Source organism: Fimbriimonadaceae bacterium (assembly GCA_019638795.1).
In the GTDB taxonomy this organism is placed as follows: domain Bacteria; phylum Armatimonadota; class Fimbriimonadia; order Fimbriimonadales; family Fimbriimonadaceae; genus JAHBTB01.
The window spans coordinates 1-13877 of the sequence record JAHBTB010000007.1 but is presented as its reverse complement, the minus strand read 5'-3'; the positions used below and the strand labels follow the sequence as shown (position 1 = coordinate 13877).

Here is a 13877-nt window from a genome sequence, read left to right as displayed (position 1 = left end):
CGCCGCCTTCACCCAGCCTGGCTACAATATGGCCATGCTGACCGCCCTGATCCTCACCGCCCGTGTCGCGACCGTCACGCTGGAAGCGACCGACGACGTTTGGGTCTATCCCCACGCCAGCGAGCAGGTCGAGGACCCGTTTCTGCGGACATGGGGTTTTGAGGGGGCCGCTGTCGAGGAACCGGACCCTGGCATGACGGTGAGTTGGAGCTTGGTCAAGTTCGACCTGGGATCGGTCAAGGTCGACGGCAAACTGACCCGGGCCGTCCTCGTCCTGACCCACGCCGCCAAGGTCGGCATGACCGTCAAAGAGAGCGCCGACGCACCCCTGGAGGCCCGCTCCGTCGAACCCGGGTTCACCGAGCGATTTTGGGACTTCAAGGAAGCCGCAAAGTTCTCGCCCAAGGGTGCCGCGAGCGAGATTCTGGGGACAGGGTCGATCAAGTCGGTCGAGGAAGGCAAGCCGACCAAGATCGAGGTCGACCTTATGGCCGGCCCCGCCTCGTTCGCGGGCGTTCTGTCGTCACGCCTGGCCTCGACGGACAAGAAGGTCGCCTTTGCCCTTACCAGCAAGGTCGACCCCGAGGGCAGCGACAACGCCAGGATCTACAAGTACTATTCGCACGCGGCCGACAAGGCGGAGTACCGGCCGAAGCTCGTCCTCACTTTCTCGCCTGAGTGACCGACCGCCGGCCGAGCACGATGGCGTGCTTGGTGTCCTCATAGGCGCGCTCGACCACCCGGGCCCGCTCGTAGACGGCGACCATCCGGCTTGCCAAAGAGCGCTGGGTGTTCTCCACCTCTTCGGTCAGGACCCGTATGGCACGCTCAGCGTCGGTGATCTTGGCCACACTGTCGCGCACCCAAGCCGTGAACTCGCGGTCGGCCAAGTCCTCGGTCTCCGGCGGCAAGGAGAAGCCCCCCGACCGCCAGAACTGGCGTGCCATCCGCTCGCGCCAGGCTAGGAGTTGGTCCCGGTCGGCCTGGTCGAGGTCGGAGACCACCTCCAGTTTGCCCGGCACGATGTCCGCCGCGGTCCGCAACCCTTGCTCATAAAGGGCGTTCAAGCGACGGGCGCTGAGGTCATTCACGTCGGCGACAAGCACGCTGTACTTCGACAAGAACTGGTTGACCTCGTTCCCATATGACCGGGCCAGGTATCGGTCACGGATCTCCGACCTCTTCTCTTCGGCCCGGCCCGCGTCACGGAGCAGTTCGTCGAGCTGTGCCCGCTTGCCGGCCAGTTCGGCCGCGACCGGATTGGCCTCCCAAGCTTCGCCAAGCTGTTCGATCTCGGCTCGAAGGGACGCCCGTTCCGCCCGCACCTCCCGCACCCTGCGTGCCCGGCGTCCGGCTTGGAAGAATAGGGCGGGATAAGCCAAGACGACACTCAATGGCCCCATGATCATGCCGACTTCGGTGCCAGCCCCGGCCGCCGCAATAGCTGCTCCGCCTACCCCGAGCACCGCGCACGTCCGTCCGACTTGGACGATCCAGTCCCGTCGGCGCTCGCGGGCCTCTGCCTCAGACAAGGCCGACACCGGGATGGGGCTCAGGTTGTTGACCTGGGCCTCGGCCGGCACAGTCGTCTGCACAAGGGCGGGAAGGTGTCCCGCGCGCGCTGCCGCCTCGGCAAGTTCGGCCAGAGCCTCGTCTGCCGTTGTCAGTACCGTTCCCTTGGCGTCCACCGGCACGCCGAAGACACGCATGCGCGACCGCCGTTCAATGCGGCACCATGGACAGGCGGCGAGCCCAGACCAATACACATGGCCAGGCGAACAGGCCGTCAAGTCCTGCTCGAGCTCCCGCAAAGACTCGGCCCACACCTTGGCGGTCGGCCGGGCCGACGCGTCAGTGCCGAACGCACGCTCAAAAAGAGTCTGGACAAGAGGAGGCAACCAGGTTGTGGTGACTCCTGGCGGAGGGCGCAAGGGAACGTCCCGCACGGTGGTGTGGGCGTACCAATGGTTCGCGACCGATTGTTCGAGCGTGGGCTCAAGCCCGCCGCAGGGTCGGCCGGCGAAGGGGTGCCGCCCGAGCATGAGCGTCTGGAAGACGAGCACGGCCAAGGCGAACAAGTCGTGACGCTGGTTGCGCCGGACGGCCTCCAGGTCGCGGCCCTGGAGTTCGGGGGCGAGATACTCCGCTTTGCCGACCGGGCATGCCATGACCGTACCGTCGACCTCGACTTGGAAGCTGTCCACGTCGATCAGCTTGACCATCGCTTGGCCGCTGACGAGCACGTTCGACTCGTTCAGGTCGCCGATGACGAGGCCCGCGCGATGGACGGTGGCCACCGCCGTGGCCAGGTTCCGCGCGACCCGTACTAGAAACCCCCAGTCTCCCTGGGGCATCTGACGGAGTCGTGACCGCGTCTGGTACACGCTGAAGAGCGGCGTCCACCCCTTCAAGTGCTCCATCAGGAAGCCGACCGCTTGTCCGGACGAGTCCACCACCAACTGACGTGGCCAAACCGCCACCTTCTCTAGTCCAGAAGAGGCCATGGCGACCAAGGCGACGACTTTGCGCACGTGCTGGTCCAAGTCGTCAGCGTCCTTATAGACCTTGGCCAGCACCCCGTCCCGACCCGCCACGTGCCGCACGGTCGCCTCGCCGCCTTCGCCGACACGGGCATGGAGTTCAAGGGGGGCACCGCCGTCATCGAACAACAGGCTCACTCGCGCCACCTCGCCACCAAGAGGGTCGTGTCGTCGTCGGTCTTCGTCGTCACCGGTGCGCTCGTCAGCATGTCGCCGATCCACTGGGAGGCCCGGCGGTCTTCTCCCTCATGCACCTCGACGCCGATCCGGCGGCACACGGACTGGAAGAACGGCTGGTGAGGCTGTTTGTTCTTGAAGTCAAGGACGAGGTACTGGAGGCCGTCCGTCGTGAGGCATATGTCGTGCACCGGGCAGGCAAGCCTCGTCTGCTGGGAGCGGGCCACCGCCGCGTCGTCGGTCACAAACGTCGTTGTGTTGACGAACTCGCTGAACTGGGGCCAAATGACCGTCCGAAACGCCTCTTCACCGGCGGGACGGCAAACCGAAGCGCCGTCACCGACCTGCAGGAACAGCGATTTCATGGGGCCGGCGACCACGGCGACGAGGGTGGTGGCCAGATCGCCGACCGGACAGCCATGGAGGTTTGCCGCGTGGCACAGGGACGTCTTGACGACGTCGACCAACCGGCTCTCCGGTACGACCGGTGCGGCGGTCAGGAACGCCTGGACCGCCGTGCGCGCCCCGAGGCCGCCGTGCCGGGCCCCTCCGGCCCCGTCGGCCACCGCCGCGACCAGCACGTCGCCCACGACCGCCGCGGCAAAGGCGTCGTCACCCGCATGGCCCTCCCCATGGACGGCCCCGGCCCGGCTGGCGGCGGCGTACACCCACGGCATGGTTCACGTCTCGATCTCGCCCCACGCGGCGGGGCTGGGTAAGTTCAGGGCCGACCCCGGCTCGGATTTGCTGACGGGACGTAATGACTGCGAAAGCCAGACAAACATGTCGCGGTAGCGGGCCTGGCGCAGCCGGACCGGCGCACGCGGCGAGCTGATCTGCCGCAGGACGTTGAAGTCCGCGTTCTCCGTGCCGACGGTGAAGAGTTCGAGGCCTCCCCGCCTCACCTCGGCCTGGGCCTCGTCCACTGCTTCCCGCCAATCGTCCGTCGGGGCCCCGTCGGTGACCAGCCAGATCCAAGGACGGTAGTAGGGGACTCCGGCCTCGCGGTAGGCGCTCTTGCGAAGGCGCAGTTGGTCGAGGGCGAACCGCGTCGCGCCTCCCAGCGGGGTGTTGCCGCCCGACTTTAGCCGGGGCGGGAACCATTGGTCGACCGTCACGAAGTCTTGCACCAAAGCCACCGGGCCGAACGTCACGATGGCGATCTCGACCCTTTGGCTCGCCAAGGGGTCCAGAGCCAACTCGGCCTTCATGTCTTGGAGGCCCTGGTTCACCTGGTCGATGACGGGCCGCATGGAACTCGACGTGTCCTGGAGCAGCACGACCGGGCACCTCCGCTCGGTGTTGAGGAACATGTCCTCGCCCAGCGGTTCCAATTCAAGGTCGTCCATCGGTCGCCTACCCTTCCTAGATACCACGGGTAGGCGGCGAATGGTTCAACTTGGCCACCCAAGTCGGGGCTATTGCGGTCGCCAGTCCTTTCTCGGCCCAACTCTAGGCAAACTGGAACTCAGGCGACCCAAAGATCAGCCGAGAGACCGCCTGGGCGACCATATTGGCGTTGCGGGCCGTCACCGGCCCGTTGCCCGCCGCGTCCGAGGCGGCGACGGTGAGTTGCCGGAGTTTGTTCGCGTCAAACGTCGCGTCAAAGATCGACACCAGCTTCTTCACCGCCCCAGACGGCGTCGGGTCTTCCTCAAAGAGCGGCATCGCCCGGTAAGCGGCAGGCCGGAACGCGGCCTTGCCATTGGCCACCTGGTACCCGCCAAAGAACGAGTCGGCCAGTTTGATCCGCTCGACCATGGTCGCCGTGGAAATCCACGCCTCACCTGTCTTCCAACCCGAGACGTCGGGCGGGTAGAGCAGTTCCATACCCATGTTCTTGGTGGCCCGGGCCAGGAGGACCGGCACGGCGCCGCGGCGGCCCGGCGGCATGTCTTGGCCGAGGGCGGCGGCGACCGTCTGGCCCATCCCCAGCTGCCGTGCCGCGTCGATGCTGAAGTCAATGGGGTTCTTGATCAGCTTCCGGACGCTCTTGGGCGAGTAAAACTCGTCACTCTCCATCACGGCGCGCGCGAGTACCTTGATGTCCAGACCGCTGGACCTGAACTTGGTGGCGACACGGCTGACGTAGGCCGGGTCGGGGTCCTCGAAGGCGAACCACTCGATGAACTTGTGGGCGATGAACTGGGCCGTCCGCTCCTTGCCACAAAGCAGTCCGACAACGTCGTCGCCGTTGAACGTGCCTCGGCTTCCCAAGACAGACTTTTGCCCGTCGTCGTGTTGGCGCAAGACATAGACGAACTGGCTTGGCTGGCGTGGCAGTCTCTGTGTCGGGATGACGCGGCCGTTCCGCTGGATCCCCATCGTCCAGCCCGTGAAAGCTCGGGCCGCCTCTTGAATGTCCTTCTCGGTGTAGTTCCCCACGCCCAGGGTGAACAGCTCCATCACTTCTCGGGCGAAGTTCTCGTTTGGCTTGCCCTTCACATTGAGGCAGTTGTCGAGCCAATAGAGCATCGCCGGGTCTTTGCTGATGGCAAGGAGCAAGTCTTCAAATCGACCCGCGCAGTTGGCCCGGAGCGTGTTGACATGTTGGACCATGGCCTCCGCGCTGTCGACTTTCTGGGCGCTGGTCGCGAAGTGGTTGTGCCAGAAGACGACGAGCTTTTGCTCCAGAGGACGCTTGGTGGCGAGGAGACGGGCGTACAGCCAGGCCTGGACAGACTTCGGGTTGATCAGCTTCTTGTCGTTTCGGAAGGGGTCGATCGACGTCTCAAACCCCTCGTCGACCGACTGGAAGTCAAGGAGTCGGTCGATCGCGCCCTTCAGGCCGTCGCGGCCGTAATAATCGACCTCGGCTTCGCTGGCACCAAGGCCAAACCGCCTCAGCAGGTGGGCGACCTTTTGTTTCTCGGTCAAGGGCTCCATGTCTCAAGTGACGCGGCACCGCCGCGATTGTTCACACCCCTAGTATTGGCAAGGGCCCCGTGCTGGATCAGCCCGGGGCCCTTGAGGTCGCGGGCGCAATGCACCCGGTTGTGGTTCAAATCTCCTTGGCGTTGGTCGCCTTGTAGGTCGCCTCGTTGACGAAGCGGTACAGGGTACTGCCCTGATAGTCGGCCAGGAGCGCATAGCGAGTCTGCTCGCCGTTCTTCGTCTTGCGCACCATTTTCTTCTTCTTCACGTCTGAGTCCGGAACGTCGACATGGGAGCGCGTCTTCAAGTTGTAAAACTGCATCGATTCCTCCAGCATCTTTCCAGAATTGAGATTCGCCTGTCCGGGCGGTCTAACCCTGGTTCGAATGAACCTGGCAAGGATGCCTGGTTCAGCGCTAGTTTGAACGAGGGTTTTCGGCCCGCGCAAGGCCCAGGGCAAAAAACACCGGTCAAAACCGGTACCCTGGTAGACAAAGCATGGCCGAGCGTCCTGATTTCGAGGCTTTTGCCCTGTCAAAGCTCAAAGAAGCAGGCCACCGCATCACGATGCCGCGACAGGCCGTCGTCCGGGCCCTTGCCCGGGCCGGACGCCCCTTGACCCCCAACGGGATCCATGCCGAGGTCGCTGCGGCGGGCGGAAAGCTCGATGTCGTGAGCGTCTATCGCATCCTCAGCACCCTCCAAACCCTTGGTCTGGTCCACCATATCGGCACAGTCGACGCCTATTCGCCGTGTCGCCTCGACGAAAAGCACGAACACGGTTGCGAGCACCTGATCTGCACGTCATGTGGCCGGGTCGAGGAGCTCCCGGTCAGCCAGTCCAGTTCTGACGAACTGGAGGCCCAGTCGGGACTCGCCGGGTTCGTCGTGGAGTCCATACGCGTGGAAGTTCTCGGCACCTGCACGGACTGTCTGCCCCGCCCCTAAACGGAAAAGACCCCGGCCACCGAGGGTGGCCGGGGCACTCAGGTCACACCGGGCGCTTACTGCAAGGGCATGTCGACCGAGTAGGTCTGGGACACGCGGTTCGTGTAGCGGGTGTACACGATCGCGATCTTGTCGCCCCACTTCATGCCTTTCATCGCCGACCGGATGTCGTCGATCGAATTGACCGCCTTGCCGTTGATGGTCTGCAGCACGTCGCCGGCGCGCATCCCGATGCGCGAGGCGAATGTCCGCGGCTCGACCGAGACGACCACGACTCCCTTGCCGCTGTCCGGAACCGAGAACTGCTTGCGCATCGCGTCGTCGAGGGCTTGGACGCTGACGCCGATCTTCGGCGAGCCGCTGTGGTCGCTCGGGGCCTCGTCCTGCTTTGGCGAGAAGAAGTCCGGGCCGTCGTCCGCGAACGGGTCGGGGAGACTTCTTGGTGTGGTCTGCACCTGGGCGGCCGGGCCGGTGGGGACGCCGGCGAGCTTGATCTCAGCCGACTTGGTCTCCGATCCTCGGCGGTACTTCACCGTCACCGAATCGCCCGGTGACTTCTTGTACAGCTCGGTGCGGACGTCCAAGTTGTTCATCATCTTGCGGCCGTCGAGTTCGGTGATGACGTCGTCTTCGCGCAGACCCGCCTTCTCGGCCGGCCCGCCCGCGCTCACCGACTGCAAGACCGCTCCGCCTTCCAGGCCCATCTCCTTCAACTTGTAGGGCTTGACGTCCATGGGGATCGCGCCAAAGAAGCCGCGGGTGTACTTGCCGTTGGCGATCAGCTCGTCGGCGACGACCTGGACGACGTCGCTGCTGATCGCGAAGCCGATCCCAATGCTGCCGCCCGTGCCACCGAACATGGTCGAGCCCGGCTGGGTGAAGATCGTGGTGTTGACGCCGACGACTTGGCCGTCGATGTTCAGGAGGGGCCCTCCACTGTTGCCCGGATTGATCGCCGCGTCGGTCTGAATCATGCCGACATAGCCACGGCGGCCGAAGCGCGGGTCGGTGACACCGCCTCCTCGGTCAAGGCCACTGATGTGTCCAATGGTCACGGTGTCGTTCAAGCCGAATGGAGAACCGACCGCGATGGCAAACTGGCCCGGCCGGACGAGCCGGCTGTCGGCGATGACCAGCGGGGTCAGGTCTTTAGCGTCGATCTTGACGACGGCGAGGTCGAGTTGGGGGTCGTTCGCATGGATGACCTTGCCCTTGAACTCGCGACCGTCATGGAGGGTGATGGTCGCCTCGTCGCTCGGGCCGACCACATGGTCGTTGGTGACGATCCACCCGTCGGCGCGATAGACAAACCCCGACCCTTCGCTGGCGCCGCGACCGTCGCTGACCCGCACGAACACCACGCCCTTCGCCGCCTGGTCGGCCACGTCGCTGAGGGCTTGGTCGATCTGGTGGAGGGCGCTGGCGCCCTCAGAACTGGGCAACCCGGCCGGCTGGACGGCCAAGACGGGGCCATGGGACATCGGCAACGATGTGTTCTTGATGTTGTTGGCGACGGCGACGCCGCCGATGATCAAGGCGCCGGCGGCGATCCAGGTCGCCGGCATTCCCAAGGTTTTCTTCCACGCGCTCATCTTTCGTCTCTTCCTTTATCTGGACTCATGCGGGTGAACACCCGCTTCCGCAATCATTTCCAACCGGATTCGCCCTGACGCCCGTTCCCAGGCCCAGGTCATTGGCCCGAAAACTGGTCGCCAAAGGTTCGCGCGACCTCTTGGAGGACGTCGTCCGGAGTGTCGCCGTAGGCCGTGAACCCGATCCCATAGGCGTCGACCGCCATCGGCCGTTCATTGCCGTCCTCCTTGGACTTTCTCGTGTTCCATTGAGAAACCGTCACGGTGGCCACTCCGTCGGACAGCACCACCGAGAAGACCGGGTTGCTCTCCGACCCGCTGACCTGCTGGGCCACGACTTTGAGCCCGAACGGCAACCTCTTGGGAAGTCTCGGTTCGAATCCGAGGAGGGCCATGGCGAATTTGCCGTCTTTGACGATTTTGACAAACGACTCGCGCCGGACGACGTCGCGGGGCTCGTGGAAGCTGAACGGCGGCAACCGGTCGCTGTAGAAGGTCACCTTGATCGTGTCGACCCATTTGACCGTGTCCTCGTCGATGACCTCCGACCGCAGGAGGAACGCCTCCTTCGCGTCGATCGTCATCCGCCGCACGGGCATCCGGGGGTTCCGCGGCCGCAACTCCACGACGTCGGCCCGGCGCCGGGCCACCTCGGTCGGGTCGAGCAGGCGGACCCGGTAGTTGGCCTTGATCGCGGCCATCCGTTCCTCCTGGCCCATCCTCAGCCTTTGCGGCGAGGGCTGGGTGTAGACCGTGTTCAGGTCGGGCAGGTAGGAGCGCAAGACGTCCCCGTTGTCGATGTACTGCATGCCCTGGACACTGATCGGTTCGAGGATCGTGATCTTGGCACCGACCCCCATGCTGGACTCGACGTGGGCGAGGAACGTCGACCGGTTCACCGGGCTCCGCCGTCGTTGGATGGTGACGACGTTTGCCCCGAACGGGACTTCGTAGAACCGGCGGAGGATCTCGGTCGCCTTGTCATCGGTCCATGGCTGCTTCCCTTCAGCCGGACGGGGCACGGCCGACATCAGGGAGACGGCCAATGCCGAGCTAATCGCGACGGACAGACGCCGGGATAGTCGGCGCATAGCCTCCGAACGGGTCAGAGCCAGACACGACCATCGGACTGACCCTGGCTTCGGCGGCCCGGATTTCGGGCGCCGCGGCAGTGCTGTGAGGCGTGTTCTGAGCGGCGGAGACAGCGAGGAACGCGGCGACGAGGGCCGACGCCATCGCGACCAGGCCGGGGACCGGGCTCTTGGCCGCCCGTTTCTGGCGCGTGGAGAACACGGCGGCGTGGGTCCGGCGGACAAGGTCTTCGCTCGGCTCGACGACCGGCGAGGCGGACAACGCCTGCTTGATCCGTCGGAGCGACTCAAGTTCGTCCGAGCACGGGGTGCACGAGCGCAGGTGCTGCTGCACCTCGATCATTTGGTCGCCGCCGAGTTCGCGGTCGAGAAAAGCGGACAGGAGGGAGCGCACGCGGGTGCAGTTCATGCCGTCACCTCGTACTGGCCGGGATAGAGCCGTTCCAGGTACTCCTTCAATTGTCGGCGGCCCCGGTGGATCCGTGAACGCACGGTGCCGACCGACGTGTCCATGATCTCGGCGATCTCTTCGTAGGACATGCCTTCGACGTCGGCTAGGACGACCGCGGTGCGGAACTCGGGGTTCATCGACTTGAGACCCAGTTGAAGCGGTTCTTCGAGCGTGGTCTCCATCAGAGAGGCGTCCGCCAGCGACGTGTTGTCGCTGATCTCCCAGGCCGAACCGACATTGGAGCCTTGGTCCAGGCTCACCGTCCGCAGGCGTTGCCGGCGGCGGACGTCGTCAATGTGGATGTTCACCATGATCCGGTACAGCCAACTGACGAACGGCAGGCCCTCGTCATAGCGGTAGAAGAACCGGTAGGCACGTACGTAAGTTTCTTGGACGAGGTCTTCGGCTTCCGTGGAGCTCCCGCACAGGCGCAACGCCATGTTGTACGCCTGCCGATAAGATTCGGTCATGAGTCGTTCAAACAGAGGGCGACGGTCCTCCCTTCCCTGCACAAACGTTCTCACCCACGAAGCAATCATAAGAATCCTCTTGTGACCCATTACGGCACCAGGCGTGCCGCTCGTTCCCACATTAAACCAGAAGTTGGGCAAAAACCATGTCGAAGACCGCGCCGGCGTTGATGTTGCCGCCGACGAGGCGGTGGGCCTCGATGACCGCCGCGGTCTTACCGGGGTCCTCCGGCCTATGCCGCGCCCACCAAGTGGCCAAGAGCTCCAGCACCACCAGTTGGGCAGGCCTGATGCCGTCGCCCGACCCTTCGGCCAGTTTGGCCGCGATGTCGCGGGCCTCCTCCGCCAGGGCAGGGGCGGCCCCCACCGGACTCTGAAGGGTCCGGAGGAACAGGTCGTGGAGCGCATCATAGGCGGCGGGAGACTTGCGGACCCGTTCCAGGTCGCCTCGCGTCCGGGCAAAGGCCCGCTCCGCGTCACTCAGCGGCCCGGCCACGGCCTCAAGGTCGGCCGGGAGTTCACAGGCGACGCACAGGCACCGTGACCGGACCGTCGGCATGACCCGACCCAGGTCGTCCGTCGTCATCACGACACGGGCGTAGGCGGGCAGTTCCTCCAGCGACTTCAGCAACGCGTTCCCCGAGTCAAGGTTGAACCGGTCGGCCGGGTCGAACCAAACGACCTTCGTCGGGGCGATCAGAGGCCGGGTACGGAAGAAGTCGATGGTCGGTATGCCGGTGAACTTGGGGTCGGGCTCGTTGGGGACGTAGTGGACCGCCCCCAGCCGGATGAACCGGCCCGCGCCATAGGGGACGATGTGCTGGAAGTCCACCGCGCGCCCGGCCGCGAATGCCCGGCAGACCGCACAGTCTCCGCAACCGCCCAAGGCGTCGCTGTTCGGGCACAGCCAAGCCGCGGCCAACTCCGCGGCCAGTCGAGGGGCCGTGCCGCCTGCCTCGCCGTAGAAGAGCACCACCTGCGGCCCTGGCGGAGCGGCGGCAAGTCTGGCCGCGACCCGTGCCGCCGCCCCCGCCACCGGCTCAGAAACGGACGAACTCATGGACGTCGATGACAAAGACGACCGCCCCTCCCACCGGCACGTTGACCGGGCTCGGGATGAAGGCGCCCGGGGGCGCACTCTCAAACGGCATCACGTTGACCAGCTGCTCGCGGGACTGGCAGTTGGCCTGGATCACCGACTTGAGCCGGGGCACCTCGCTGTCCTCGGTGCCGATCAGAAGCGTCGCGTTGCCCTCGCGCAAAAAGCCGCCGCTGGACCCGATCACGGTGAACTTGAACCCCTGTTTGACGAGTTCGTCCGTCAGCCGGCCCTTGTCTCGGCAGTGGATGACGCACACGACAAGCTTCATGAGACTCCAGTATAAAGCCTAGGGGCCCGGATCACGCCCTGATTCGAGACAAGGGGCGCCCAAGCGCCCCCCGTCCCGATGCTCGCTCATGGGTTGGCGTTGGGGTCGTTGGGCGTGTCGGACTTGCCGCCACTGCCTTGGCGTCCCGCATTGAGGTACTCCGCTTCCCTCTTCTTCGCCTCTTCCAGTTCGGCGCCCTTGCCCTGCCTTTTCATTTCCTCGTCGAACTTGGCCGGAGTCGACTCGGCCGCGATCGCCTTGGCTTGGTCAGGGGTGACCTCGGTCGGCTGACAGCCGACCAAAGCCACGACCGCCACGGATGCCAGAGCCCACGCCTTCATTCGCCGAGGGCCCACATCGGGTAGTTGATGTTGATGTTCGGCGCGGTGATGCCGAAGTTGCCGGTCGAGGTCGTCCCCAGGGCGCACTCCGCATTGGTCGGGTACGTCCAACCCGCCGTGGGGCTGCTCGCGTCCACGCCCAGGTACTCCGACTTACTCGGCGTCTTACCCAAGAAGTCGCCCGCCGTCAGGAACTTGGCGTGGCCGTCGGCAAAGCCGATCGAGATGCCGCCCGACGGAGCCTTGGCCGTGTCGACCTGGGTGCCGTTGGTGCGGGCGATGCAGTCGGCCAGACTGCCCTTCATCAGCCGGTAGCGCCAAAACTCCTTGATCGCCATCGGATACACCTTCACCGCCGGGGCCACCCCTTCCGAGTCCACCGACGCACCGGCCAAGAAGGCGGTCGGCTCCAGCGGAAGTTCCAGGATCAGCGCGACGTCGGCCACGCTCGGCAGGCCGGTCTGCGAACCGCCCCGGAACGGGTTGCGGAACTGACGGTTGAACGTCGCCGAACGGTTATAGGTGTCCAGCGAACCCGTGATGCCGCCGTTCAGCACCCAGCCGTAGACCAGTTGGCCGTTGTTCGCCCACTGGGTGGGGTCCTTCACCCGCATCGGGTTCTCAAAAATGGACACGTTCTTGACGTAAGGCATGATCCACTTCTGCCAGGAGAAGTGGTTCGCGCGGTAGTAGTACCGGCTCGTCGTGCACCCCACGCCGATGCCGTTCGGCGGGAACGGGTTGGAGTTCAGTTCCCCGTTGAGAGACGACTTGTCGATGCAGTCGTCGTTCCGCGGGAACATGTCGTCGTAGTCGCCCATGTAGATCTGGACGCCGACGGCCAGCTGCTTCACGTTCGAGATGCCGGACGTCTTCTTGGCGGCGACCTTCGCCTGCGCGAAGACCGGGAACAGGATGGCGGCCAAGATCGCGATGATCGCGATGACCACGAGGAGTTCAATGAGGGTGAACGCTTTCTTCATAAAATGGCTCCGACTAACAGAGTGCAAACACGGGACTGGCGAAGTATATTTCGTCCGCCCCAGGTTAACGCAAGGTTAACAGGGGGCCTTCGGCCCCGCCCAGTCCGCCAAAGAGTCGTCCATCCGCTCAAAAAGCGTCGCCAACGGCGTCCCCGCGTCCACCCCCTCGCGCAGCCACGGCCCACCCCACAAGATGTCCACCGGCATCAAGGTGTGCTCGTACTCATACGGCGGGTCTTGCCAGGCAAAGGCGTCGGGCCACAGCCGGCGCACCGTGTGCAACAACGCCACCGTCGCCCGCACCGGCTGGAACGTGCCCGGGTCGGACACATGGATAAAACACCCCTGGCACACCTCGCCCTTGTGCTTCTGGAAGGTCGGCTGGAACTGCACCGGCCGGAACACCACGCCCCCCAGACCGGTGGCGTTCAGTTCCTCGGCCAACCGCCAGCCGTCAATGTAGGGCGCGCCAAAGATCTCAAAGGGCCGCGTCGTCCCCCGGCCCTCGCTCAGCTTCGTGCCCTCCAGCAGGCACTGCCCCGGATAAACCAGGGCGGTGTCGGGCGTCGGCATGTTCGGGCTCGGCAGCGCCCAAGGCAGCCCCGTCGCGGGAAAAAGGTCGCGCCTGTCCCACCCGTCCGTCTCCACCACGTCGATCTCGGCCCCGGGGATGTACCGCTCCACCAACAGACGGCCCACCTCGCCCACCGTCATGCCGTGCCGCACCGGCAACGGGTACAGCCCGACAAAGCTCGCGTAGGCCGGGTCGGCCCCCGGGCCCTCCACCGTCACCCCGTCGATCGGGTTGGGCCGGTCGAGCACCAGCACCGGCACCCCCGCCTCCCGGCACGCCTCCAGACACAGCGCCAGAGTCCAGATGAACGTGTAGTAACGGGCCCCCACCTCCTGCACGTCGTAGACCAACACGTCCACCCCCTCCAGCATCGCCGGGGTCGGCTTGCGGTGCTCGCCGTACAGCGAATAGAAGCGCAGGCCCGTGCGCGGGTCGGTGTAACCCTCCCACTCGATCATGTTGTCCT

16 protein-coding genes are annotated in these 13877 nt (G+C 65.1%); 2 read left to right on the top strand and 14 right to left on the bottom strand.

All coding sequences use genetic code 11. The features are described from left to right. Positions 1-34 precede the first annotated feature (34 nt). A complete protein-coding gene (locus tag KF857_09460; protein ID MBX3112224.1) occupies positions 35-682 on the top strand; it encodes a hypothetical protein in 648 nt (215 codons plus the stop codon). On the opposite strand, the gene KF857_09455 is transcribed toward KF857_09460, so the two are convergent. From KF857_09455 to KF857_09435, 5 genes are all read right to left on the bottom strand, one after another. Then, positions 663-2678, bottom strand: coding sequence for a hypothetical protein (locus KF857_09455; GenBank protein ID MBX3112223.1), 2016 nt, complete (start codon positions 2676-2678; stop codon positions 663-665). The two genes, KF857_09460 and KF857_09455, sit on opposite strands and share 20 nt — an antisense overlap. After that, positions 2675-3394, bottom strand: coding sequence for a protein phosphatase 2C domain-containing protein (locus tag KF857_09450; GenBank protein ID MBX3112222.1), 720 nt, complete (start codon positions 3392-3394; stop codon positions 2675-2677). The genes KF857_09455 and KF857_09450 overlap by 4 nt, the downstream gene beginning before the upstream one ends. Positions 3395-3397: 3 nt before the next feature. After that, a complete protein-coding gene (locus KF857_09445; GenBank protein MBX3112221.1) occupies positions 3398-4066 on the bottom strand; it encodes a VWA domain-containing protein in 669 nt (222 codons plus the stop codon). 103 nt (positions 4067-4169) lie between these two features. After that, entirely contained in the window at positions 4170-5603 is a 1434-nt protein-coding gene (locus tag KF857_09440; GenBank protein MBX3112220.1) for a DUF1800 domain-containing protein, read from the bottom strand. Positions 5604-5718: 115 nt separating this feature from the next. Beyond that, a complete protein-coding gene (locus KF857_09435; protein MBX3112219.1) occupies positions 5719-5928 on the bottom strand; it encodes a hypothetical protein in 210 nt (69 codons plus the stop codon). Between the two features lie 161 nt (positions 5929-6089). On the opposite strand from KF857_09435, the gene KF857_09430 reads away from it, so the two are divergent. Beyond that, positions 6090-6539 carry a transcriptional repressor gene (locus tag KF857_09430; protein MBX3112218.1) on the top strand — a complete coding sequence of 150 codons (450 nt, stop codon included), beginning with the start codon at positions 6090-6092 and terminating at the stop codon, positions 6537-6539. Between the two features lie 56 nt (positions 6540-6595). Here KF857_09430 and KF857_09425 read toward each other — a convergent pair whose 3' ends face one another. From KF857_09425 to KF857_09385, 9 genes are all read right to left on the bottom strand, one after another. Further along, positions 6596-8131, bottom strand: coding sequence for a trypsin-like peptidase domain-containing protein (locus KF857_09425; protein MBX3112217.1), 1536 nt, complete (start codon positions 8129-8131; stop codon positions 6596-6598). Between the two features lie 98 nt (positions 8132-8229). Beyond that, positions 8230-9153 carry a hypothetical protein gene (locus tag KF857_09420; protein MBX3112216.1) on the bottom strand — a complete coding sequence of 308 codons (924 nt, stop codon included), beginning with the start codon at positions 9151-9153 and terminating at the stop codon, positions 8230-8232. A 31-nt stretch (positions 9154-9184) separates the two neighbouring features. Next, complete coding sequence (locus tag KF857_09415) at positions 9185-9631, bottom strand: zf-HC2 domain-containing protein (GenBank protein MBX3112215.1); 447 nt, start codon at positions 9629-9631, stop codon at positions 9185-9187. Continuing rightward, positions 9628-10197 carry a sigma-70 family RNA polymerase sigma factor gene (locus tag KF857_09410; GenBank protein ID MBX3112214.1) on the bottom strand — a complete coding sequence of 190 codons (570 nt, stop codon included), beginning with the start codon at positions 10195-10197 and terminating at the stop codon, positions 9628-9630. The genes KF857_09415 and KF857_09410 overlap by 4 nt, the downstream gene beginning before the upstream one ends. A gap of 67 nt (positions 10198-10264) precedes the next feature. Further along, entirely contained in the window at positions 10265-11203 is a 939-nt protein-coding gene (locus tag KF857_09405) for a hypothetical protein (GenBank protein ID MBX3112213.1), read from the bottom strand. Continuing rightward, positions 11184-11513 carry a cyclic-di-AMP receptor gene (locus tag KF857_09400; protein MBX3112212.1) on the bottom strand — a complete coding sequence of 110 codons (330 nt, stop codon included), beginning with the start codon at positions 11511-11513 and terminating at the stop codon, positions 11184-11186. The genes KF857_09405 and KF857_09400 overlap by 20 nt, the downstream gene beginning before the upstream one ends. An 86-nt stretch (positions 11514-11599) precedes the next feature. Beyond that, entirely contained in the window at positions 11600-11854 is a 255-nt protein-coding gene (locus tag KF857_09395; protein ID MBX3112211.1) for a hypothetical protein, read from the bottom strand. Next, positions 11851-12837, bottom strand: coding sequence for a prepilin-type N-terminal cleavage/methylation domain-containing protein (locus tag KF857_09390; GenBank protein MBX3112210.1), 987 nt, complete (start codon positions 12835-12837; stop codon positions 11851-11853). The genes KF857_09395 and KF857_09390 overlap by 4 nt, the downstream gene beginning before the upstream one ends. 75 nt (positions 12838-12912) lie before the next feature. Further along, positions 12913-13877: DUF1343 domain-containing protein (locus tag KF857_09385; GenBank protein MBX3112209.1), on the bottom strand; the 965-nt coding region annotated here is incomplete at its 5' end.

Excerpts from the sequence above, each read along its gene's own strand:
- KF857_09460 (MBX3112224.1), top strand. The coding sequence starts at position 35 with ATGCTGACCGCCCTGATCCTCACCGCCCGTGTCGCGACCGTCACGCTG.
- KF857_09450 (MBX3112222.1), bottom strand. The coding sequence starts at position 3,394 with ATGCCGTGGGTGTACGCCGCCGCCAGCCGGGCCGGGGCCGTCCATGGG.
- KF857_09445 (MBX3112221.1), bottom strand. The coding sequence starts at position 4,066 with ATGGACGACCTTGAATTGGAACCGCTGGGCGAGGACATGTTCCTCAAC.
- KF857_09440 (MBX3112220.1), bottom strand. The coding sequence starts at position 5,603 with ATGGAGCCCTTGACCGAGAAACAAAAGGTCGCCCACCTGCTGAGGCGG.
- KF857_09435 (MBX3112219.1), bottom strand. The coding sequence starts at position 5,928 with ATGCTGGAGGAATCGATGCAGTTTTACAACTTGAAGACGCGCTCCCAT.
- KF857_09430 (MBX3112218.1), top strand. The coding sequence starts at position 6,090 with ATGGCCGAGCGTCCTGATTTCGAGGCTTTTGCCCTGTCAAAGCTCAAA.
- KF857_09425 (MBX3112217.1), bottom strand. The coding sequence starts at position 8,131 with ATGAGCGCGTGGAAGAAAACCTTGGGAATGCCGGCGACCTGGATCGCC.
- KF857_09415 (MBX3112215.1), bottom strand. The coding sequence starts at position 9,631 with ATGAACTGCACCCGCGTGCGCTCCCTCCTGTCCGCTTTTCTCGACCGC.
- KF857_09405 (MBX3112213.1), bottom strand. The coding sequence starts at position 11,203 with ATGAGTTCGTCCGTTTCTGAGCCGGTGGCGGGGGCGGCGGCACGGGTC.
- KF857_09400 (MBX3112212.1), bottom strand. The coding sequence starts at position 11,513 with ATGAAGCTTGTCGTGTGCGTCATCCACTGCCGAGACAAGGGCCGGCTG.
- KF857_09395 (MBX3112211.1), bottom strand. The coding sequence starts at position 11,854 with ATGAAGGCGTGGGCTCTGGCATCCGTGGCGGTCGTGGCTTTGGTCGGC.
- KF857_09390 (MBX3112210.1), bottom strand. The coding sequence starts at position 12,837 with ATGAAGAAAGCGTTCACCCTCATTGAACTCCTCGTGGTCATCGCGATC.